This is a genomic window from Gracilibacillus sp. D59 (genome assembly GCF_052246695.1).
GTDB lineage: Bacteria > Bacillota > Bacilli > Bacillales > Amphibacillaceae > Gracilibacillus.
The window spans coordinates 1-22816 of record NZ_JBQQCK010000014.1 but is presented as its reverse complement, the minus strand read 5'-3'; the positions used below and the strand labels follow the sequence as shown (position 1 = coordinate 22816).

Here is a 22816-nt window from a genome sequence, read left to right as displayed (position 1 = left end):
ATTATGCTCCCTCAGATAGATGCGATTCACTCGCAAATGCTCGCTTATTCGCAGGATTTCAAAACACTTGGAGGGGACATTAGGGATTAGAATAGATAATCTAATGGCTCGGTCCACATGAAGGCGTACTTAAATAAGAGGAGGTAATAACAACTCCAATTATTTCCATATACTGTACGTATTCTCCACACCACCCTTGGAGGTTTTCGCTCCCATGTCTCAACGGGTCAATGCCCTCTCATTCCTTCGTCACACCTATCCAAGTGGTGGAGGCCGGTAATTCTAACGGAACGGGTCTGAGCCCTTTTGCACAATAAATCCGGTACTCCGCACTTTCTTTGAGATCCTACGAATAAGCCAATATTTGAAAATATTACTCTCTAAAATACTGCTGGTTATTTCATGTGGTCATATAAAATCTAATTAAGTTATATTACGCAGCTAAAGGCGAAACAGGCCATACCAGGCTAGGACAATATGGTTGATTGTTACGAGCCATACCAACTAATATTCTGGCAAACTTATTAATTAGTTTCATTATTGATTTCATCTTTTTCATTTTTTTTACATTAACATTTTGGGCGTGCAATTCTTTAAATTCAGGATTGTTCATAACAAGGCTCATGGTCGCTAAGTATAAGAAACGCCTTAAACGAGATCTTCCGCGTTTTGAAACGACTATTTGACCTTTCCATTTACCAGAACTAGCTTCTACTAGATGTAATCCTGCATGACGTAATAAAGAATTACCATGTGCGAACCCACTTAAATCTCCTGCTTCGTCTAAAATGCCGCCAAGTGTGATTTTATTAATTCCTTTAATGGCTAGTATATCTTTGGCAAAAGTAATTTCATCAAGAGCTTTTGTAACTTCCATCTCAACTCGCTCGAGTTGAGTTGTTGCGAGATCAAATTCTTCAAGCAACTGTTCCAAATGTAATTTATAAGCATCAAGTGCTTGATGAGTACCAACAGAACGCTTTGATAAGTCAATGAGTGATTGAGCTTTTTTAAGCCCAGCATGACGCTTCATTTTGGTTTTCCAGGCTTCAACAATATCCTCTCTCTTCATAGACCGTATCTCTACAGGTGTAGGGAATAAGCGAAGTGTAGCGATGGGACCCTTTCCTTTTACATCTTTGAATACTTGTCGAAGTTCTGGGAAGACAACATCAACCCAACGATTGATTTGATTAATTGCACTTACAAGTCGTTTAACTGTCATGTCCCGGTTAGACATTAAAACTTGTAGTTTTTCAAACGATTCTGAAGTAGGGCGTATAAAGGAATAGTATCCATTCTTCACCATATCAGCGATGACTAGAGCATCTTTTTTATCACTTTTAGATTGGGTATTATCACGGTTTTCTTTATTCTTTTTAACGAGGTGAGGGTTTACAGTTACTACTTCAACACCGTTATCATACAGCCATTTAGAAAGGTTGACCCAATAATGTCCTGTTGGTTCCATGCCTACTATTGTAGTATCAAAGCCTTTCAAAGTTTTTAATATTTTCATCCAATTTATTAATCTATCAAAGCCTTCCTCGTTATTTTCAAAAGATAGAGGTTCACCTATAATGATTCCTCGGAAATTAACAGCACGAGCAACGTGAACGTGTTGTGCAATATCTACTCCTACAATAAGATGTCGATCAGAAATTCTTTCAATTAGTTGATTTTGTTTGTCTTGCATTTTAAACTTCATAATAGAGCTTCCTCCTTAGATTTTGAGTTATAGAGTGGTGTCTATACTTACATCTTACTGAGGAGCTCTATTTTTTTCAAAGTTGAAATTAATGCTCTACAGGAATTCTAACGGTGCAGAATAGTTTAACGAGTAGAAATAATGGAAAGTTTAGAAATATGAAAGAAAAATTACCTTCTTATAATGATGTAATAGAATTATTTAAAAAAGTTTTAAAAGGGGAAGTTTCGCGAGAAAAAGCACCTGAATGGGCAACTCTTTACATTGTTAATGATGAAATATATGACATTAGAGATAAAGAATTATAGGACATTAGAAGAAACTCTGAGCATACTTAAAAAATGTATTGTGCGTGACGGCGGAATTTTTGATTTAGGTTGGTGTGAAGAATTTTTATATGCCTTTTATAATCATTTCGGTGATGAAAATCGTGTACTAAAAGCTGGATCTCTTATTGGCTTTTGGGGATTATTATGTGAATGGGAAGATGATAGTAGTTTTCCGTTTTACACGGGCGTTGAAGAGTTTGAAAGTCATCATTTTGATAAGTATGCAACAGCTTTTATTCAAGTCAAATCAGAATTAAAGGAAGATTTACCTAACATATTCTTCGTTATTGTTGAGTCTTTGAAACTTCTGGATAAGAGAGATGGGTTTGAAAATGACCTACTCAATCTATCGAATTCTTTATTTAGTAATATTAGAAAAGAGTTATTCAGTGATTGTTTAGAATGGCAGTATATTTTTGTATGTAAAAAGATCTTTAACATACATCATGTTGTATATTGAAGATCTTTTTAATCATATTGCTTCTTCAACTAAAGCTACCCGTTTATTGAAGAAGAATTAAGTATAATTAGCTTAATTTCTCTAAGAGTATCTCTGCTTCATTTAATGCTTTTTCATAAACATCATTAGGCTTTGAATCCACACCGAAGAAAGGCCCTTTCCTAAACTACCCTCGATATATTTGCCTTAGGTAGTCGGAAGGGGACATACCTGTTACTTTTTTAAAAACTCGGCTGAAATAGAAGGGGTTGGAAAACCCAAGTTTGTCACTAACCTCAGACACATTAAAGTTTTCTTTTCGAAATAGTTGAATTGCTTTTTCTACCATTCTTTCATTTTGGTATTGTGTAATGCTCTTGCCTGTATGTTGTTTAAATAGGCTGGAAAGATAAGCATAATTCATACCTAAAGATTCCGATATCTCTTGACTGGATAACTTCTGTCTATCCCTCTTATCAATTAACTGAATCATTTTCGCTACTATTCTATTTGATTTCTTATTTGTATAGGCCTCCAGATTCTCAAGGTATAAATCTAAGAAAAATTGGTGTGTATACATGCTGGTTACTAATGGTCGCATTGGGTGAGATGATTCAAACATTTCCAATATCTGTTCTAGTTGTGATTCTGTATATCCTAAGTGAGAGACTTCCCCATATTTAGGCATAGTTAACTTTCTCTGATATTCCTCATGATGGATCAGCGATGTTTTTCCATATGTACTATATTCATTAACATTTTCCTGTACGTCATTAGTAAAAAAATGAATGTAAAACCATTGAGATCCAGGTTGATAGAATTCGTCTCCCCAATGATGGATGTTTTTTCTAAGAAAAAGATAGGAACCTTTTTTTAGAGTATATATTTCGTTATCTTCTATTACTTGTAATTGACCTTTTATAACATATACAAATACATTTAATTTCTCCATCACACGATCAGGATGTTTCTCCAACCCTTTTTCATCACTCATTAAACCTATTTCATGAAGAAGTGGGAATGAACTGCTTGATATAATCACTGGATGAGACAAAACGATCGCTCCTTTTGAAACTGTTTAAGTACATTTTATCAGAAATCTAAAAAAAAGATATGTAATTTAATTAATTGTGAATGTACAAGTACTCTATTACAATTCATACTAGTATTTGAGATAGTTACGGAGGTGGAAGATATGGAAAAAGTGAATTTGTTAGACGGAATCTTTAAAAATTCCCAACAAATAGGAAAAGAATACTTACTCTATTTAGATATCGATAGACTTGTCGCACCATGCTATGAAGCTGCAGGTAAAACAGCTAAGAAAGAGCGATATGGTGGTTGGGAGTCTATGGGAATTGCTGGCCATTCAATTGGTCACTGGTTGTCAGCAGCAGCAACGATGTATCAAGTAACAGGTGATGAAGCGTTATCAGAAAAAATAGAGTATGCTTTAACTGAATTAGCTGCTGCTCAGTCCTTTGATAAGGACGGATATGTTAGTGGTTTTTCCCGTGAATGTTTTGATCAAGTGTTTTCTGGTGAGTTTAAAGTAGATAACTTTAGCCTCGGAGGATCGTGGGTGCCATGGTATTCCATACATAAAATCTATGCAGGACTAATCGATATTCATCAAATAACAGGATCCACTTTAGCATTGGAAATTGTTACAAAACTTGCTGATTGGGCTTATAATGGGTTAGTGAATTTATCAGAAGACCAATTTCAACGGATGTTGACCTGTGAGCATGGTGGGATGAACGAAGCATTAGCAGATCTGTATTTAATCACAGATGATACTCGCTATTTAGAGTTAGCAGAAAGGTTTTACCATAAGGCCGTATTAGATCCATTAGCAAACAAGCAAGATGAGTTAGAAGGAAAACACGCCAATACACAGATACCGAAAGTGATTGGAGTAGCGAAACTTTACAATATTACGGGAAAAGAAGAGTATAAGCAGATAGCCACATTCTTTTGGGATCAAGTCGTGTATTATCGTACTTATGCCATTGGCGGAAATAGTATTCGTGAGCATTTCGGACCGGAAAATGCCGAAGAACTAGGAATACTGACAACCGAAACATGTAACACGTATAATATGTTAAAGTTAACGGAAATCCTGTTTGAATGGGATCATTCCGCACATTACTATGATTACTATGAGCGTGCTTTATATAACCATATTCTTGCGTCACAAGATCCGGATTCTGGTATGAAAACCTATTTTGTATCTTCCGAGCCAGGTCATTTTAAAGTATATCACTCACATGATAATTCGTTCTGGTGTTGTACAGGTACAGGAATGGAGAATCCGGCAAGATATAACCGTCGTATTTTTGAAAAAATGGAAGACATGTTATATGTGCACTTATTTATTTCTGCAGAAGCATCAAACAATTATGATGATATGGTGATCAAACAGCAAACAGCGTTTCCGTATAAGCCTAGTACTACCATTACCTTAGAAAAAGCAAGCAATGAAGTAAAACAGATTGCTATTCGAAAACCTTCCTGGTTATCAAATGAACCATCAATAAAAATTAATGGAACCGAAGTAAAAGCTAAAGAGGATAAAGGGTATGTTATATTAGAACATAGTTGGCAAAATGGAGATCAGATTACATATGATTTACCAATGAATTTACATCGATATCATGCAAAGGATGATAAGAAAAAACAAGTAATCATGTACGGTCCAATTGTACTAGCTGGGGCACTAGGTAGAGAGAATTTTCCTGAAACAGATATCTTGGATGATCATCAAGCATTAAATAATCACCCATTGATTGACGTGCCAACCTTGGTAACAGATAGACCATTACATGAATGGATTAAGTCAAAAGATAATCAAAAACTTTTATTTGAAACCGAAGCAATCGGACAACCTGGTCATCAAAGGGTATTGTTGAAGCCTTTTTATGAGATACATCATGAGCGCTATACGATCTATTGGAATATTATGTCGGAGCAGGAGTTCAAGGCTTTCGGGGATGAAGAGAGAAGACGAAAAGCAAGAGAACAAGAAATTACAGTCGATGAGGTTACACCCAACGAACAGCAACCAGAAGTAGATCACAATCTGCAAGCTGAAAAATCAACTTCCGGATATAAGAATGATGTCCATAGCGGATGGAGAGAGGCCCGAGATGGTGGTTATTTTAGCTATGATTTAAAATTGGATTCCGAAAAGGAGATGTTTTTATGCATCACCTATAATAAAAGTGATTTTACAACCAAAATAGATGGTAAAAAGATGGAAAGGGATTTTGAGATAAAAATTGATGGGCTTGTACTAGCGACAGAGCACTTTAATAAACCAAATATTGGCGAGTTATATACAAAAACTTATCCGATACCAATGAAGCTAATCAATGGTAAAGAAAAAGTAACAGTTACATTTTTTGCAGAGAAAAATAAGATTGCAGGTGCTGTGTATCATATCAGAATGTTAAACAATCCATCTTTATAAATGAAAAGATCCCCGATTAGCGGGGATCTTTTTTAAAAGGTGGAACAGGGTACCCTAGATCAATGATTAGTTATAGAAAGAAGCACCAACAATAATTAACAAGATGAATAGAACAACGATTAAGGCGAATCCACCGCCGTATCCACCGCCGTATCCATATCCGTTACCGTATCCACCATATGGACTGCAGCCTCCATAATGACTCATTCCTATCAACCTCCTTGTGTATTGTCACTATATAATGTATGTACTTTAGCCAGATAAGTTAGGGTAAATGACTAGTTTTAGAAAAAATGGGCGATAATCGCTTAAAAAATTCTTTGTTAGATAAGTTCACAAGTTTACTGTCGCAATGAAAATCCTTTGTTATATTATATCTAACCTATTAATTAGTGAATGTGGAAAGTTCATTAATTAATAAAATACATGTAAGCCTAAATAATTAGTCCACTTTAGCCTGCTTATATGTATGATAGCTTGTTGCTCCCCAATCCATTTAAGGTGTCTGTTTTCACGAAACGCAAAGAAGCCAACTTCAAGACGAAGTTGGCTTCTTTGTGGCCTTAGTATAAACGATGAAGCTTTATTTCTAATTCTTTTAAACAACAAATCGAAAGAGCAACCCGAAGATTTGTTAATAAACGGAGACAAACAACAAATCTTCCAAGAAAACCATAAGGATTTGACTTAAAAAAGTAGAGTAAACAATAATTCTATAACTTTTAGTTTTCTACAATACCTAATTGTTTTAATCCGTTATAAATACCTGAGTCCTCTACAGAAGTGGTCCGGTGTTTGGCATACTGAAACAGATCGGGAGTGGCATTTCCCATTGCAAAGCTCTCACCAGCATATTGTAACATCTGCTTATCATTCATTCCGTCACCAAAAGCAATCGCTGCTTCAGCTGGAATGTCCAATTGCTTGAGCACTTTTTTTATAGCTTGTCCTTTGTTCACATTTTCTCTGATCATATCATAACAATTTTCCAAGCCTTCGACATTTACTTGTGAAAAGTAAATATACTCACCCTTGAGATCATATAGAGCAGTTTCATCTGGTTTAACATTCATTAGTGTAATCCCTAATATTTGATTTCGATATTTGTCTTCGTATGGTTGATAATCCTTCAAAGCAAAATAATCAATGAAAGATTTTACTATTGGCTTAGTTTCAGATGTAAGTAAGTTTAATTCATTAGTATAAAGAATCATTTCATGCTCATTTTGTTTAGCGACATCTAAAAAGTGATCGATCATAGAATCCGCAATTGGTTCGTCTACAACTATCTTTCCATTGTAGATAGCATACGCTCCGTTATAACCAATAAAAGAGTCAACAGCTAATGTTTCTGCAATATCATGAACTTCATGGAGCGGGCGACCTGTTGCTAAGAATACTTCAATTCCTTTGTCTTGTGCTTGTTTAATGGCCGTTTTTGTTGTGTCTTCAATTGTATGATCACGCCCTAAAATAGTCCCATCGATATCTAAAAAAAGAGCTTTGTAGTTGTTCATCGTAAGTCTCCCTTTAATTTCATTAAAAAGTAAAATTCTTTAGCTCTTCGCCACTTGTTTCTTCATAGCCTTTCATATATTTAATTCGGCGTTGAGCGGAAGTTTGGTTTACTTGTTCGTCAGCATGGTAGGATGAACGAACAAGAGGGCCAGCTTCACAATGTTTAAAACCTTTGGATAAAGCAATTTGCTTTAATTCATAAAACTCATCAGGATGATAATAGCGTTCCACGTTTAAGTGTCGTTTAGTAGGTTGTAAATATTGTCCAATTGTCAAAATATCAACATTGTTGGCACGTAAATCATCCATTGCTTCAACAATTTCCTCTTTTGTCTCACCTAGTCCAACCATAATACTTGATTTTGTCGGTGTATTTGGAGCAATTTCTTTTACTCGACGTAACAACTCAAGGGAACGGTCATACATGGCGATTGCACGTACTTTTTTCGTAAGTCTTCTCACTGTTTCAATGTTATGATTAAAAATGTCAGGACCACTGTCCATTAATGTATGTAAGCTTTCGTAATCACCTTTCATATCTGAAGGCAAAATTTCAATCGTACAACCTGGGACACTTTCCCTGATTTGTCTAACCGTTTCAGCAAATACAGCAGCACCGCCATCTTTCAAATCATCACGTGCAACAGCAGTCACCACCACATGTTTCAAGCCCATAATCTCCACTGATTCAGCAACTCTTTTAGGCTCGCCCCAATCTAATTCATTAGGAAGACCAGTCTTAACCGCACAGAATCGGCAGCCTCTCGTACAAGTGTCTCCCAAAATCATAAATGTAGCTGTTTTTCTCTCACTCCAGCATTCATGAATATTCGGGCATTTTGCCTCTTCGCATACAGTATTTAAACGTTTATCACGCATTAAGTGTTTAAGTTTGTTATACGATTTGTTCGTATTAATTTTTATTTTCAGCCATTCAGGTTTACGAAGATGTTCTTGATTTTTTGCCATTTTGTTTCGCTCCTATCTTGAAAGATTCCATTGATCACTTAAATATTTGCTCTCCATTAACGCATGGATCTCTTGTTCTTGTTCTTTATTAAATTGAATTTCCTGTAACTTAATATCTAATCCTGTTTCGAATCCTTTTTTGAAGGCATGTTTCATTTCTTCTAAAGTGACATTTCGTTTAGCTACTTGCTCAATAGAAATTGCTTTATCATTGAATGCCTCTCGAGCTCTCTGTTTGACTCTTTCATTTCGGTAGACAAACAAATCGTATAGTTTATCATTGTCCACTGTTAACGGGATCGATCCATGCTGTAAGATAACTCCTTGTTTTCTCGTTTGGGCACTGCCTGCAGCTTTTTTATTATCCACTACTAGTTCATACCATGAAGGCTCTTCAAAGCAAACAGCAGACTGTGTTGTATTTAACTTACCCTCAGGTATGGCAAAGGATGCATCAATCCCCAAAGTACGAAACCCTTCTAACAATCCTTTTGAAAGTACCAGATAAGCTTCTTTAACCGACTTAGGCATTTTCGGATGGTCCTCGGAAACGATCACACTGTACGTTAATTCTTGATCATGTAAAACTGCACGCCCTCCGGTCAACCTTCTCACAAGTTCTATGTCACTATTTTGGACTGCTTCCAAATCAATTTTATTGACTGTTTTTTGAAAATAACCGATCGACAATCCTGCTGGCAGCCATTCATAAAACCGAATGGTTGGCGGTATTTTTTTGTTACTGTGCCAATTCAATAAGCATTCATCAACCGCCATATTATAGGCAGGACTTTGTTGCTGTGTGTCTATAAAATACCATGTCTCCGTCATATAGTGTTAGTTTCTCTTCAAGAGAAAACTAATCCCCCTTAAATTGAATTTTTCTACTATTTCCATAATTTATGGTACATCCTTGATATATATATGTCAAAAGATTAAGATAAATACGAATTGTTGCACAATATGGTATAGTAGAAGGAGTGAGAAGAAAAGAAACAACAGGGAGATACAGAAAAAAATGAGCGGATTTAATGAGCAATTTATGATTTCCATTGTAATTATTGCAATTGGATATCTGTTAAAAAGGTTTAATCTTGTGAAAGAGAAAGACGGGGAAGGAATAGCAAGGATAGTATTTAATTTAACGTTACCTTGTTTAATTATTGTAACCTTTAGTGATGTAGATTTTACAGCTTCTTTAATATATCTAGTTATTATTGCTTTTGTATATGGAGTTATCAATGCAGTTATTGCACTGTTAGTATTTCGTAATCATACAAAAGATATTAAAGGTACTTTCGGTATGATGGTACCTGGTTTAAACATCGGATTATTTGCATACCCACTTGTAGAAGGTTTATTTGGTTTTGAAGGGTTAAAATATTTTGGTATGTTTGATGTTGGTAACGCATTTATTGTGTTTGGACTCAGCTATATTATTGCTGGTGTGTATGCAGGAAGTGCCGGAATGTTGGAGACAAGGTCCATTATTGTAAAACTATCTAAGTCCATTCCACTCCAAACATATCTTATTATGTGTTTACTAAGTATTATTGGTTTGCAATTACCTGATATAGTTGTAGATGTATCTAATGTAATCTCAGCAGCTAATATGCCGCTATCGCTGTTATTATTAGGATTATATTTGAATTTTTCATTTGCAAAAGGATATGGAAAGCTGATTGCGAAATTTTTATTCACGAAATACGGCATTGGTTTGATTACAGGTTTTGCATGTTACATATGGTTACCTGTAGAGGAGATGTTTAAGTTTACCTTATTGATCGGTTTTATCTTACCAACCCCAGCATCTGTATTACCGTATGCCATTATGTTTGGTTATAACCAGCGGCTCGTAGGTACAGCATCCAATATAACGATGATTATTAGTTTTGTTTTAATTTGGTTAATCGTCAATATAATAGTCTAGTCTATTACAATAAATATACATAACAAGAGGTGATCGTATGAATAAAAAAGTTATCTTTATTACTGGTGCAACAAAGGGCATTGGTCGAAATATGGCTAATTATTTTGCGAAGCGAGATTTTATAGTGGTTGGCTCTGGAAGAAATGAACAACAATTAAAAGAAGTTCGTAAAGAGTTACTACAATATTCGGGAGATCATCGCATGGTTGCCATGGATGTAACAAATTTAGAAGAAGTAAAATCAACATTAAAGTATGTCATAGATACATTTGGAAAAATAGATGTCTGGGTTAATAATGCTGGGTCTTTTCAGGCGATAGGTCCTACATGGGAAGTGTCACCTGATTTGTTTAAGCAAGATATAGAGACAAATTTAGTTGGAACCTATCATTGTGCTGCAGTAGTTATTCCATTCATGTTGGAGCAACAGGAAGGTAAAATTGTTAATATTGTTGGAGGTGGTACACTTGATGCCTTTCCATATGGCAATGGCTACGGCACATCAAAAACAGCAATTGCAAGATTTACAGAAAATCTAACAAATGAATTACAGGATACTAGTGTTGAAGTATATGCACTTGATCCCGGTTTAAATGATACAGATATGACAAAATATCAGCGAACTAGCGAAGAGGGAAAGAAATATTTAGCAAATGTAGAAAAGCTGTTTGAGGATAATGTAGACGTTTCACCTGAGCATGCACCCAGTTGGGTAGAGAAAATCATAGATGATCAGTTACAAGCTTTTCAAGGTAGAATTGTTACGGTTTATGATAATTTGGAAGAACTTAATCAAAAAGCATCACAAGCTGATCAAGCAGATTACGGTTATTTAAGATGGAAGGATTTTTCCTGAATATAGAATGGGGTGTTTGTCATTTTTGAGTTAACCATACTGGAATGGATTATTATTATTTTTTCGGCTCTTCTAATTGGTTTTGCCAAAGCTGGTGTAGCGAGTATGGGAATATTAGTTGTTACTGTTTTTATGATCATCTTTCCAGCTCGTGAGTCTGTAGGTATTTTATTACCCTTACTAATCGTCGGGGATTTATTTGCAGTGGTCTATTATCGCAGAAATGTTGTGTGGCGTTATTTATTTTCATTAGTGCCATGGGTTTTGATAGGGATTGTACTAGGATATTTTGTATTAGATGTCGTTACTAGTGAACAGTTAAAACCAATGATTGGTATTTTAGTATTAGCACTTATTTTATTACATATAAGCAAAGAAAAATTAGGGGAACGATTTGTAAAACTGTTGCCAGAATCAAAAGTTTTTACTTTTAGTATGGGAATTTTAGCCGGTTTCACAACCATGATCGGAAATGCTGCTGGCGGAGTGATGGCGATTTATCTACTCGTAAAAGGATTACCCAAACAAGAATTTGTCGGTACAGGTGCTTGGTTTTTCTTATTTGTTAATGTTATTAAAGTTCCATTCTATATTTCATTAGGTATTATTACAGTAGATTCGATTACTTTCAATACGTGGCTTATTCCTGCTATTTTGATCGGGGCCTTGATAGGTGTGAGAGTTATCAAGATCATGCCGCAAAAAGTATTCCAAATATTAGTTTTAGCATTTGCGGCATTGGGAGCTATCCGGCTCCTTATAGGTTAGTAGATTAAAAGAAAAGGAAATATTCGACAATAACTACGTGAAAGCAGGAGCAATTGTTGCGATTGATGGTTATGCTGATTTATCAGTAGATTATAATTCCCACACAGATCAAATGAAAAATGCCATTGGCAAGCAATAAAAATTGCTTTATCCATTTTAACTAGAGATTAGAAATGGAGTACAGAAAACATAAACTGCTAAGTTATACTTGTTGTGATACGCTAAAGCTAGGGAACTAGTTGAATGAACATCATTGTTCCCTTGCACCGAGGAAGCCTACTATGAAGCGTTACTAATAGACGCAGATGCGTCGTGGGGTTTCAGATTTGTGCTGATTCCATAGGAGTCTCCGTATTCTGCCTCCGCGACATTTAGTGTTCTGATTATTAGGAGTATAGGACTCATGGTGCTTAATCTTAAGGTTTCCTGTCAAATTATCAGAACACTGTTCGAAGCTGCTGAAAAATGCGACACTCTTGTGGGAACTCACGCGATAAAGATCCACTTGGTAAAGCGGTTTTCTTTACCAAGTTAGCTAAAAGCCTGAGCCCACGGAGTATTTTTCCGTAGCGACGAATTAGAAGACAACTTCAAAAGAATGGAAGAAAGCCATACTAAAGAGAATTTTCAATAGTTTCTGGTTTTTATCTATTTCGAATCAGATAAACAGCGATAGAACGGATAGATTTTCGCTGGTTTTTCTTACAATACCCCCGCTTTCACTGTTAAGGCATTTTTAAAGTCCTCGATCAGATCTTCTACATTCTCAATCCCGACAGATAAACGAAATAGTCGTTCACTAATACCTCTAGCTTCTCTTTCTTGCGCTGGCATTGCGGCATGGGACATAGTGGCAGGGTGAGATAAAATCGATTCTACTGCACCTAGGCTAACTGCAAACACAGGAATAGTTAATTGTTCGACAAAGCGTTTGGCATCTACATGATCTTTTACTTCAAAAGATAAGACAGCCCCTGGACTGGTAGATTGTTCAGAATGAATCGATGCACCAGGGTGATGATCTAAGCCAGGATAATATACATGTTCAATTTCATCATGAGAATTGAAAAAATCCGCCAGCCTTATCGCTGAGGAAACACTTTTGGAAAACCTAGGTTCCAGAGTTTTCATTCCTTGCAATAATTGATAACAGTCTTTTGCCCCAAGAATCGCACCATATGTGTTTTGTACAAACTTCAGTTTAGAAGCAAGTTCCTTATTATTCGTAACGGCTAAACCTGCAACGATATCACTATGACCTGATAAAAACTTGGTGGCACTATGTAATACGATATCGACACCTAGGTCTAATGGTTGTTGATGTAGAGGGGTCATAAATGTATTGTCTAAGTACGTTAAACAACTGAATTTCTTTGCAAGCTGTACTACTGCTCGAATATCGGTAATTTGTAATAACGGATTTGCTGGAGTTTCCATGTAAATAACCCTTGTATTTGGTTGAATAGCTTTTTCTACTTCTGCTGGATTTGTCATATCAACAAAAGTATGCTCAATCGAAAATTGTGTCAATAATTGCGTAACAAAGCGAAACGTACCACCATATACATCTTTGGTAATGACAATATGATCACCAGCTTTTAGCAGCATGAAAGCCGATGATATTGCAGCCATACCAGATGAGAAAGCAAAACCGGATGATCCGTTTTCTAATATTGCAATAGCTTCTTCTAATTGATCACGTGTAGGGTTACCAGAACGGCTATAGTCATAAGAACCAAACTCATTTAGTTGCTGTTGGTGATAAGTGGATGATACATAAATTGGTGGATTAACCGCACCAGTATGTTTTTCCTGATAGCCTTGCTGATTACCACCATGTGCAAGTGTTGTTTCATTTGTATGTCCCATATTATTTCCCTCCTAATGCTTGATAGATGTCTCTTTTTAAATCTTCCACGTTCTCAATACCGACAGAAAATCGGAGCAATGTATCACTAATCCCTCGTTTTTCCCTTTCCTCTTGTGGAATATCCGCATGTGTCTGAGTAGCAGGATAGGTAATAAAGCTCTCTACCCCTCCTAAACTTTCGGCAAATGATATAATTTTTAGTTGCTCCAGAAATGGAGAAACAATCTTTTTATCCGACACACGAAAACTTATCATGGCCCCTCTTCCGGGATAGAGAACCTCTTTAACGGATGGTACTTCTTTTAAAAACGCTGCCAATTGCCGAGCATTTTGTTGTTGTTTTTCAAGACGAAGTGCCAAAGTTTTCATTCCTCTTATTAAAAGCATGGAATCCATCGGTGACAATACAGCGCCAATAGCATTATGGAGGTAGGTCAATCGTTCACCAAGTTCAGTGTCTTCTACTACGACTAATCCAGCGAGTACATCATTATGCCCGCCTAAATATTTGGTAGCAGAATGAATAACAATATCTGCTCCTTGTGTTAAAGGCTGTTGTAAATAGGGTGTGTAAAATGTATTGTCTACAATAAAAAGTAATTGATGTTTCTTTGCAAGTGCTGCTAGACTCTCGATACTAATTTCCATTAATAACGGGTTGGTAGGAGTTTCTATGAAAATAGCTTTTGTATTTTGATTAATGTACTGCTCCATTTCGTCTGGATCTGCATATACTGGTGTAATGTTATATGATTCTTGAAAATGTTGAAATAAGCGATAGCTTCCACCATAGATATCCTCTGTTACGATAATTTCATCTTCTTGTTTGAATAAAGAGAAGACTAATTGGATCGCAGCCATACCTGAAGAACATGCGAATCCTTTTGAACCTTGTTCTAATGTTGCGATGGCATCTTCGACAATTTCCCGTGTAGGATTCGCAGATCGTGTGTAATCATAACCAGTTGACTGTCCCAGTGCTGGATGCTGATATGCGGTTGAAAAATAAACAGGGGCTTCCACTGCACCGGTACGTTTATCTTGTCGATTGCCAATTTGCGCAAGAGCTGTTTCGATATCGTTCATTTTATACATCCTTTCTAAATAAAAAAGAGGTCTTCGATAAGTAGAAGACCTCCTTGTTTAAGGTTGCATTCTCTTATCTTTGGTAATTTACCATCTGGATTTAGCACCATACAATTACTATTGCTGGTTGCTGAGGTGTCATCGGGCCAGTCCCTAGACCTCTCTCGATAAGATATAGTATTTTTGGAAATTTAATACATTTATCATACACCACAAAGGAAGAAATTACAAGGCGCATACCCAAAAAAAATTTTATATATTGGATCTGTTGACAATTACTAAAGAATGGCTTATATTATGGACATCATAATTATTTGGAAATTTATGAAAAATAATATATTGTCTTATCAAGAGAGAAGGAGGGATCTGGCCCTGTGAATTCTCAGCAACAGGCTTCCAAAGCACTGTGCTACATCCAGCAGCTTTTTGGCAGATAAGAGGCAAACTCCTACTTCATCGCCAAGTAGGAGTTTTTTATATTTATTTAACAGAAATATAATTTTTATCACGGTGCTAACCGTCTGTAAGACCCCCGAAGTAACACAAGAAAGTTAAATGGGGGATAATTATTATCTGAATCAAAACTGAGAGAACTAGCTAAATTTGTTTATTAATCCGAGTTTTCCTATGGGTATATAGGTGAAGAAAATAAAACCACGTAGGTTATAGTGGTGAAGGTTGGGATTTTAGATGTTAACAATAATTGCAATATTCGCTGCATGTCTATTTGCTTTTAACATAGGTGCAAGTGGTTCAGCAGCTAGTATGAGTATTACGTATGGTACTAAAGTAGTCAGGCAAAGAAGGTATGCACTAATAATTGCTGGATTAGGCGCCGTCACGGGTGCAATACTTGGAGGTCAACATGTTACGAATACGCTAGGGAAAGGTATCATCTCAGAAGAAATATTAGATATTAAGATTGCCTGTATTATTTTAATAGTTTCGGCTTTTACATTATTAATTACAAATTACATTGGTATTCCTTTATCGACTAGTGAGGTAACGGTAGGCGCAATTATTGGAGTTGGTATTAGTTACCAACAGTTGCACGTTCATACTATAGTAGTGATTGTATCCTTCTGGATAGTGGTACCAGTTGCAGCCTTTCTGATTACGCTTTTCCTTGAAAAATTTAGAAAGACCTTACAAAATAAAATAAATTATAAACCTCCTGTAAAACTATTGACGTTTATCTTAATCATAACTGGTATAATAGAAGCCATAGCTGCAGGTATGAATAATGTAGGGAATGCTTTAGGTCCATTAGTAGGTGCTGGGATCAGTTCAATGGAGTTAGGTTTACCATTGATGGCAGTTATTGTAGCGTTAGGGAGTATTTTGTTTGGAGGGCGTGTGCTAGAAACGAATGCAAAAAAAATTACTTCACTATCTCTAGGAAATGGTATTGTGATTTCAGGTGCTACTGGGGGACTGGTAGTAGGTGCATCATTACTCGGGATACCAATCCCAATGACACAGGTAACTACTTCGGCGATAGTCGGGATAAATGCCAGTTACCAGTTAAAAGATGTTTGGAAACAAAAAATTATTCATCAAATAGCAAAAGTGTGGATTACATCTCCGATTGTATCATTAATTATTGCATTTGGATTGACAGAGGTAATTGTTCAACAGAGATTTTACCAAGTGATACTTTTAACATTAGCTATTATTGCTACTTTTATATTAGTGAGATTTCGAGAAAAACCAGCAAAAGTAAACACAAAAAAAGGATGGGATCAACATGGGGAAAGTGTACTTAGTGGGGGCAGGACCAGGAGATGAAGAATTAATTACTGTCAAAGGATTACGTGCTATACAGGAAGCAGATGTTATCCTGTATGATCGCTTAGTAAATCCATCATTATTAAAACATGCGAAGGAAGAAGCAGAACTGATTTTCTGTGGGAAACAACCACAGAAGCATGGGTTAATTCAAGAAAAAATAAATGCACAACTTATAGATTATGCTTCAAAAGGTAAAATAGTGACGAGGTTAAAAGGAGGCGATCCCTTTATTTTCGGTCGAGGAGGAGAGGAAGCGATTCATCTTGAAGATAACGAGATAGAATATGAGGTGGTACCAGGAATTACGTCTGGAATAAGTGCTGCAGCATACGCTGGCATTCCACTTACTCACCGTTATATAAGCGGATCGGTAAACTTTATTAATGGCTCCAATCCTGAGGCGAAATCAGACGAACAATGGCGTCATATTGCCAAAGGAGCTGATACTTTGTGTTTTTATATGGGAATCAGGAAGTTCCCTGTAATTTGTGAAAAATTAAAGAAGGCTGGATTAAGTAAAAATACTCCTGTATCTATTATTCATTGGGGGACGTTACCACAACAAAAAACAGTTGTTGCCGATTTAGAAACGATTTCTGAGCGACTACATGAAATAAGTAATCCCTCTTTAATTGTAATAGGAGAAGTAGTTCGGCTTCAGGAGCAAATTAAGTGGTTTAAGGAATCTACAGAAGCAATGTCTTAAGGAAAGAATGACTAGTTATGATATCATCATAACTAGTCATTTTTAATAGCTTTCATAATTTGTTCTTGATCTTTTTCCCAGTCCCATTGTGGATTTATCCGGTCTATAAATTGTTGGAGTTGTCTTTCTGATAAATCCTTTTTACCATTTGAGTTGTTTAGATAAGATTTAAGTTCCCATTCTCCTCCTTTTTTGTTTTCAATCGTTTTCCACTTTACTGTAAATATATAGTCATTACCGTTAATATCAGCGTGAATTAATAAGATATCCTTGTGTAAGATAAAGTTACTTAGTTCCATAGCAAAGCACCTCCTAATCAAAGTATACCACATGCTGAAAGGGATTACATTAGTGATTCGTTTTAGGGTATTCATCATTTTTCATTGATTGAATATAAAGGGAATAGAGGAGGTATAGGAATGGCTGTAATTAAAGCAAATGAAGCAGATGTGAGGTTATTAGCCCGTTTAATGAGAGCAGAAGCAGAAGGTGACGGTAAGCTTGGTATGCTTATGGTAGGTAATGTAGGTGTGAATCGGGTGAAAGCCCGTTGCTTGGATTTTAAAGATATTAATACGATAAACAGAATGGTTTACCAAAGTCCTGGAGGTTTTGAAGCAACACAGAAGGGATACTTTTACCAAAGAGCCAGGGAAAAAGAAATACGTTTAGCACGAAGGTCAATCAATGGAGAACGTAATCATCCTGCAAGCTATTCTTTATGGTTTTTTAGACCAGAAGGTACCTGTCCGGCACAATGGTTTGACCAATGGAATGCTGGGCGCTACAAGAGTCATTGTTTTTATAGTCCAACAGGAGAAGATTGCCCGAGCGTGTTTAGGACCTTTTAATCTGATCTTTTTTCCGATCCAGCTTGAGGCGTCTCATACATTTTCATTAGGAATAATATAATTAGCTAAGAAGGTATGAAAGTTTTAAAAAAAGTACACATAAAACATAAACTGCGAAAGTAACTCTTTTGTGATTTGCTTTCTTCCATTCTGCATTTTGATGAATGCTTGGATACGCTACGGCAAGATACCTCGCTTTCCAAGAGCATGGCCATAGCGAGGGAACTACTTGAATGAAAATATTTGCTCCCATGGGTGGGTAGCCGGAGTGGTGGTCAAACGGTCGATCTATTTCATAATGGCTACTAAACGGGTCGCACATCAATTTAGCATTTTGTGATAAGGGCTGGGCAGGTTTTGCCTAGTTTTTCTTATCAATCTCTTGTTCGAAGGTATGATGGATTTTTTAACTTCTGTTTTGCTTGTCGATTGTTACTTTTGGGAAGAACCATAATATGACAAAGGTTAAGGTTCCAATGATAAATAAGCCAGTATAGACAGTATGTAAAGCAAATGTTAAGGCATCCTGCATTGATGCTAGTATTTCTGGAGAGATCGTATCGCGCATACCCTCATCTAGCAACACATCTGTACTGGCAACTTCAAGATCTTTTCCTTTTTGCTGGTAGTAATGATTTAATTGCATATTTAATATTCCACCAAGAAATGCCGCGCCGACTGCACTGCCAATAATCCGCATAAACATATTAAGTGATGTTGCAACTCCTCTTTCATACCATGAGACACTGTTTTGAATCGAAACGATAAATGTTGTCGATGATAATCCCATTCCGATCCCGACTACAAATGAGCTTATACCAGCATAGATGGGGCCTTTATCAGCATCCAACAGAAAAAATAAAAAAGTACCGAGAAATAAGGCAAATCCTCCTGCAAACGCGGTTAAACGAAACCCTATTTTTAGAACAAGATGTCCAGCAAGTGTAGCGGATATTGGCCATCCAATCGATAAAGTACTTAAAGTAAAACCAGCAACAATTGCGGATTCCCCCATAACTCCTTGGACATAAGTCGGTAGAAAACTAGAAAGCCCAAGAATAATCATCCCCGAAAGTAATGTTGCGATATTCGCAATCACTATTAATTTATTTTTCCATAAGCTAAGTGGCATCATTGGTGAAACAGTCTTTTTTTCTTGCCATAAAAACAATGCCATACAGATCACAAAAATAAGTAATAAACTAATCGATTCGAAGGATAACCAAGCCCAATTTGTTCCAGCTTGTACAAAAACAATGATAAGACAGGAGATACCAATAAAAAATAAGCTGGAGCCAAGATAATCGATTGATTTTTTCTCTGAATCAACTTTTTCGTGGAAAAAGATAATGACACCTATTAGACCAATAATTCCAATCGGTATATTCATCCAGAAAATCCATGCCCAATCAATAAATTGAACAATAATTCCACCAAGTAATGGGCCGATCACAGATGAGATACCCCATACACTTGCTAAGTATCCTTGGACTTTTGCCCTTTCTTCCATCGTATACATATCGCCTACAATAGTAGTGACTATTGGTTGAATCGCGCCTGCTCCAAGCCCCTGAATTAGACGAAACACGATAAGTGCTCCCATGGTGGGTGCAAACCCGCAAAGAATTGATCCAAGTAAAAAGATCAAAACCCCAATAATAAATACAGGTTTCCTGCCAAACAGGTCAGCTAATTTTCCATATATCATTGTAGTGACAGCTTGCATTAATAAAAAACTTGAAAATACCCAACTATATAAGGAAAAACCTCCTAAATCAGAGACGATATTAGGCATCGCCGTTGCGACAATGGTTCCCTCAATTGCTGCCATAAACATGGATAAAACAAGTGATGCCAATACTAAGGGGCGTTTCGTCAGTTTATCTGTCATAATTTTCCGTCCTTTTTTCTGATCTGTCTCTATTGTATCAGAAATTATTGTACATGTATGAATAAGCAAATCAATAACTAATGTGGTAAAATTAAGTAAGCGATAACAATTTAGGGGGTATCTTATGTTAAAAACTAGGTTAGACGGATTATTGCAAGGTTTTATCGATAATGGACCAGCAGGTGTAGCGTTATCTGTAAAAAAAGAAAAGCTATCTATCTATGAAAATTATTTCGGATATGCAGATTTGGATAAACAAAAAGGGATTAATGATAAGACTATTTATCGTATTTACTCCATGTCTAAAGTGGTAACGTGTGTTGCAGGATTACAACTACTTGAGCGAGGGGAGATTTTGCTGACTGATCCAGTTTCTGCTTATTTGCCGGAGTTTAAAGACATGCACGTATTAGAAAATGGACAACTAGAGAAAGCAAATCAGGAAATAACGATTAAGGATCTTTTTACAATGACTTCAGGAATTACCTATGGCGGGGAACAAACAGAAGTTGAAAGAATGACCAGCAAAGTGATGGCGGAAGTGCGAGACGAAGAACAGTCTGGAGAGACGTCAAAACTTCGGTTTATGGCTAGGAAACTAAGTGAAAACCCATTAGAATTTCATCCCGGTACCCATTGGAAATATGGACTTAGTCATGATGTACTTGGAGCACTAATTGAAGAAGTTAGCGGTGAGTCATTTGGAGAGTATTTGGCAAAAAATATCTTCCAACCCTTAAGTATGGAAGATACGTTTTTTCAAGTACCTTTGGCTAAAAAACATCGATTAGCTACATTATATGATCGGAAAGAATCTGGTGAATTAGTAAAGAATACACGGTTAGACAGTGATGCTGAACCAATCGCAGTATTTGAAAGTGGTGGTGCTGGTCTTCATTCGACATTGGCGGATTATCAAAAATTTGCCCATTGTTTGGCGTTAGGCGGAACTGTTGATGATGTAACTATTGTGAGCAAGCATACGATTGAGTTGATGGCACAAAGTCATTTACCTGAAGAATTATTGCCTGAGCTAGGTTGGAATTATAAAAATGGTTATGGTTATGGCTTAGGTGTGAGAGTTATGCTCGATCAGACAAAAGGGGGAAGTAATAGTACGATAGGAGAGTTTGGCTGGTCAGGTTTAGCGGGTACATATGTGTTTATCGATCCAATAGAAAAATTATCTGCTGTTTATATGCAGCAAATGTTACCAAACTTTGAGATTTATCGTCAACCAAGAATCCGAAATGTTATTTATGGAGCAATTTGATTAAGGAGGAATTGTATGGCACTAATAAAATGTGACTTCTTTTCGGAAGTATTAACTCTTAGCACTTCAATGACGGTGATTTTGCCAGAAGAAACAACTACTCAAATAGGACTTAAAAATAATCGATCAGACGGGAAATTACCAGTTTTGTATCTGTTACACGGCTTTAGTGATGATCATTCGATCTGGTCGAGACGTACCTCCATTGAAAGATATGCTGCCGAATATGGTATTGCTGTCATTATGCCTCAAGTTGATCATAGTTTTTACACCAATATGCAGTATGGTAAAAAATATTGGACGTTTATTTCGGAAGAATTACCGCGAATTGCTCGATCTTTTTTTCCGTTATCGACAAAGAGAGAAGATAATTTCGTAGCAGGCTTATCAATGGGAGGATACGGTGCTTTTAAATGGGCATTGCGTATGCCCGAACAATTTGCTGCAGCAGCAAGCTTATCCGGTGTATTGGATATTGCAACACATATAAAAAAAGATCGTGAGAAAGATGATCCGGTTGGTAATGAACTATATTATGTTTTTGGGGATCAAGACCTGTATGGGACTGACCATGATTTATTTGCTGTTGTCAAAAATTTGCTAGAGAGAGGACAAGAATTGCCACAATTATTCCAAGCTTGCGGTACAGAGGATTTTCTATGGGAAGATAATCGGAAATTTTTTCAATTTGCTGAAGAGAATAACCTTCCTCTTGTACATACCTTCTCAGCAGGCACGCATGAATGGGGATATTGGGACGAGAAAATCAAAGAAGTATTAGCATGGCTGCCCATAAAAAAATCATGAAAGTAGATAAACGACCGTAATAAAAGAGGATTGGACAAATCAATTTTTTCCAATCGAAAGACGAATAATGTAAAGAATTAAAATGAATATAAGAAGGATTATGTGTAGTAACAGATGAAGTGTAACTATAATCAAAGTGGTCATTTTGCCATGTATAAAATGCTTAAAAACCGCTACGGCTTACTCTCTTCGCTTTCCGATGGGCGTGTCTTCAGCTAACTTTTGTAAAGAAATTCACTTTTCCGAGCGGTCTTTGCTTGGAAAAGTTAGCTGAAGGTAAAACCCCACGGAAAGGGAAGCGGGCAGCCGAAGCGAATGGTTTAGTAATACAAACCATTTCAAAATTGGCACCAGAGTTACGGGGCATTATCTTCCTATAATGCAATAGAAAAATCCGAACGATAACAATTTCTAATCGTAGAAATTTGAACTGCCCCCTGTCAAGTAGACAGTGGAAATAATAAAAAGGATTTATGCGGCCTTATTCCTACACTCCATAGGACTGAGGCCGTTTAATCTTTTCTGGTATCGCTCCACATTATAGAAATGGAT

The 22816-nt window shown here is 36.5% G+C and carries 22 protein-coding genes and 2 riboswitches; of the genes, 11 read left to right on the top strand and 11 right to left on the bottom strand.

The genetic code is table 11. From position 1 onward, the window contains the following. Nucleotides 1-433: 433 nt before the first annotated feature. Nucleotides 434-1708, bottom strand: a complete 1275-nt coding sequence (locus ACTWP4_RS19140; protein ID WP_443130389.1) for an IS110 family transposase — start codon at nucleotides 1706-1708, stop codon at nucleotides 434-436. Nucleotides 1709-1821: 113 nt separating this feature from the next. Here ACTWP4_RS19140 and ACTWP4_RS19135 point away from each other — a divergent pair, with 113 nt between their 5' ends. Together ACTWP4_RS19135 and ACTWP4_RS19130 are read left to right on the top strand one after the other, a co-directional pair. Next, on the top strand, nucleotides 1822-2016 hold the full coding sequence (locus tag ACTWP4_RS19135) for a hypothetical protein (protein ID WP_443130388.1): 195 nt from the start codon (nucleotides 1822-1824) through the stop codon (nucleotides 2014-2016). Continuing rightward, nucleotides 1991-2497: a hypothetical protein gene (locus ACTWP4_RS19130; protein WP_443130387.1), complete on the top strand. Its 507-nt coding sequence runs from the start codon at nucleotides 1991-1993 to the stop codon at nucleotides 2495-2497. The genes ACTWP4_RS19135 and ACTWP4_RS19130 overlap by 26 nt, the downstream gene beginning before the upstream one ends. A gap of 166 nt (nucleotides 2498-2663) precedes the next feature. Here the strand turns inward: ACTWP4_RS19130 and ACTWP4_RS19125 are convergent, their stop codons facing one another. Continuing rightward, entirely contained in the window at nucleotides 2664-3530 is an 867-nt protein-coding gene (locus ACTWP4_RS19125) for an AraC family transcriptional regulator (protein WP_443130386.1), read from the bottom strand. 141 nt (nucleotides 3531-3671) lie between these two features. Here ACTWP4_RS19125 and ACTWP4_RS19120 point away from each other — a divergent pair, with 141 nt between their 5' ends. Further along, nucleotides 3672-5948: a beta-L-arabinofuranosidase domain-containing protein gene (locus ACTWP4_RS19120; RefSeq protein ID WP_443130385.1), complete on the top strand. Its 2277-nt coding sequence runs from the start codon at nucleotides 3672-3674 to the stop codon at nucleotides 5946-5948. Nucleotides 5949-6014: 66 nt separating this feature from the next. Here the strand turns inward: ACTWP4_RS19120 and ACTWP4_RS19115 are convergent, their stop codons facing one another. The 4 genes from ACTWP4_RS19115 to ACTWP4_RS19100 all read right to left on the bottom strand — a co-directional run bounded on the left by ACTWP4_RS19115 (nucleotide 6015) and on the right by ACTWP4_RS19100 (nucleotide 9266). Then, on the bottom strand, nucleotides 6015-6155 hold the full coding sequence (locus ACTWP4_RS19115) for a YjcZ family sporulation protein (RefSeq protein ID WP_443130384.1): 141 nt from the start codon (nucleotides 6153-6155) through the stop codon (nucleotides 6015-6017). Nucleotides 6156-6670: 515 nt separating this feature from the next. Beyond that, nucleotides 6671-7465 carry a Cof-type HAD-IIB family hydrolase gene (locus ACTWP4_RS19110; protein ID WP_443130383.1) on the bottom strand — a complete coding sequence of 265 codons (795 nt, stop codon included), beginning with the start codon at nucleotides 7463-7465 and terminating at the stop codon, nucleotides 6671-6673. Between the two features lie 22 nt (nucleotides 7466-7487). After that, entirely contained in the window at nucleotides 7488-8435 is a 948-nt protein-coding gene (gene lipA / locus ACTWP4_RS19105) for a lipoyl synthase (RefSeq protein ID WP_443130382.1), read from the bottom strand. A gap of 12 nt (nucleotides 8436-8447) precedes the next feature. After that, a complete protein-coding gene (locus tag ACTWP4_RS19100; protein ID WP_443130381.1) occupies nucleotides 8448-9266 on the bottom strand; it encodes a lipoate--protein ligase family protein in 819 nt (272 codons plus the stop codon). Nucleotides 9267-9453: 187 nt separating this feature from the next. Here ACTWP4_RS19100 and ACTWP4_RS19095 point away from each other — a divergent pair, with 187 nt between their 5' ends. From ACTWP4_RS19095 to ACTWP4_RS19085, 3 genes are read left to right on the top strand one after another with little or no spacing between them, the layout of a single operon-like run. Continuing rightward, a complete protein-coding gene (locus tag ACTWP4_RS19095) occupies nucleotides 9454-10365 on the top strand; it encodes an AEC family transporter (protein WP_443130380.1) in 912 nt (303 codons plus the stop codon). A 37-nt stretch (nucleotides 10366-10402) separates the two neighbouring features. Then, on the top strand, nucleotides 10403-11221 hold the full coding sequence (locus ACTWP4_RS19090; protein WP_443130379.1) for an SDR family NAD(P)-dependent oxidoreductase: 819 nt from the start codon (nucleotides 10403-10405) through the stop codon (nucleotides 11219-11221). Between the two features lie 12 nt (nucleotides 11222-11233). Next, nucleotides 11234-11989: a sulfite exporter TauE/SafE family protein gene (locus tag ACTWP4_RS19085; protein ID WP_443130378.1), complete on the top strand. Its 756-nt coding sequence runs from the start codon at nucleotides 11234-11236 to the stop codon at nucleotides 11987-11989. Between the two features lie 702 nt (nucleotides 11990-12691). On the opposite strand, the gene ACTWP4_RS19080 is transcribed toward ACTWP4_RS19085, so the two are convergent. Beyond that, nucleotides 12692-13858: a PLP-dependent transferase gene (locus ACTWP4_RS19080; RefSeq protein WP_443130377.1), complete on the bottom strand. Its 1167-nt coding sequence runs from the start codon at nucleotides 13856-13858 to the stop codon at nucleotides 12692-12694. A gap of 1 nt (nucleotide 13859) precedes the next feature. Continuing rightward, a complete protein-coding gene (locus ACTWP4_RS19075; RefSeq protein ID WP_443130376.1) occupies nucleotides 13860-14945 on the bottom strand; it encodes a methionine biosynthesis PLP-dependent protein in 1086 nt (361 codons plus the stop codon). 70 nt (nucleotides 14946-15015) lie between these two features. Continuing rightward, nucleotides 15016-15119, bottom strand: a riboswitch (SAM riboswitch). 167 nt (nucleotides 15120-15286) lie between these two features. Beyond that, nucleotides 15287-15385, top strand: a riboswitch (SAM riboswitch). A 250-nt stretch (nucleotides 15386-15635) separates the two neighbouring features. Here ACTWP4_RS19075 and ACTWP4_RS19070 point away from each other — a divergent pair. Both ACTWP4_RS19070 and cobA read left to right on the top strand, forming a co-directional pair. Next, entirely contained in the window at nucleotides 15636-16733 is a 1098-nt protein-coding gene (locus ACTWP4_RS19070) for an inorganic phosphate transporter (RefSeq protein ID WP_443130375.1), read from the top strand. Beyond that, on the top strand, nucleotides 16693-17442 hold the full coding sequence (gene cobA, locus ACTWP4_RS19065; RefSeq protein ID WP_443130374.1) for a uroporphyrinogen-III C-methyltransferase: 750 nt from the start codon (nucleotides 16693-16695) through the stop codon (nucleotides 17440-17442). The genes ACTWP4_RS19070 and cobA overlap by 41 nt, the downstream gene beginning before the upstream one ends. A gap of 32 nt (nucleotides 17443-17474) precedes the next feature. On the opposite strand, the gene ACTWP4_RS19060 is transcribed toward cobA, so the two are convergent. Further along, nucleotides 17475-17741 carry a hypothetical protein gene (locus ACTWP4_RS19060; protein WP_443130373.1) on the bottom strand — a complete coding sequence of 89 codons (267 nt, stop codon included), beginning with the start codon at nucleotides 17739-17741 and terminating at the stop codon, nucleotides 17475-17477. Nucleotides 17742-17861: 120 nt separating this feature from the next. Here ACTWP4_RS19060 and ACTWP4_RS19055 point away from each other — a divergent pair, with 120 nt between their 5' ends. Next, nucleotides 17862-18293: a cell wall hydrolase gene (locus ACTWP4_RS19055; protein ID WP_443130372.1), complete on the top strand. Its 432-nt coding sequence runs from the start codon at nucleotides 17862-17864 to the stop codon at nucleotides 18291-18293. Between the two features lie 406 nt (nucleotides 18294-18699). On the opposite strand, the gene ACTWP4_RS19050 is transcribed toward ACTWP4_RS19055, so the two are convergent. Next, nucleotides 18700-20184, bottom strand: a complete 1485-nt coding sequence (locus ACTWP4_RS19050; protein ID WP_443130371.1) for an MDR family MFS transporter — start codon at nucleotides 20182-20184, stop codon at nucleotides 18700-18702. Nucleotides 20185-20308: 124 nt separating this feature from the next. Here ACTWP4_RS19050 and ACTWP4_RS19045 point away from each other — a divergent pair, with 124 nt between their 5' ends. Both ACTWP4_RS19045 and ACTWP4_RS19040 read left to right on the top strand, forming a co-directional pair. Next, complete coding sequence (locus ACTWP4_RS19045; RefSeq protein WP_443130370.1) at nucleotides 20309-21457, top strand: serine hydrolase domain-containing protein; 1149 nt, start codon at nucleotides 20309-20311, stop codon at nucleotides 21455-21457. 15 nt (nucleotides 21458-21472) lie between these two features. After that, nucleotides 21473-22264, top strand: coding sequence for an alpha/beta hydrolase (locus ACTWP4_RS19040; protein WP_443130369.1), 792 nt, complete (start codon nucleotides 21473-21475; stop codon nucleotides 22262-22264). A 471-nt stretch (nucleotides 22265-22735) separates the two neighbouring features. Here the strand turns inward: ACTWP4_RS19040 and ACTWP4_RS19035 are convergent, their stop codons facing one another. Further along, on the bottom strand, nucleotides 22736-22816 hold the full coding sequence (locus tag ACTWP4_RS19035) for an IS3 family transposase (RefSeq protein WP_443127340.1): 81 nt from the start codon (nucleotides 22814-22816) through the stop codon (nucleotides 22736-22738).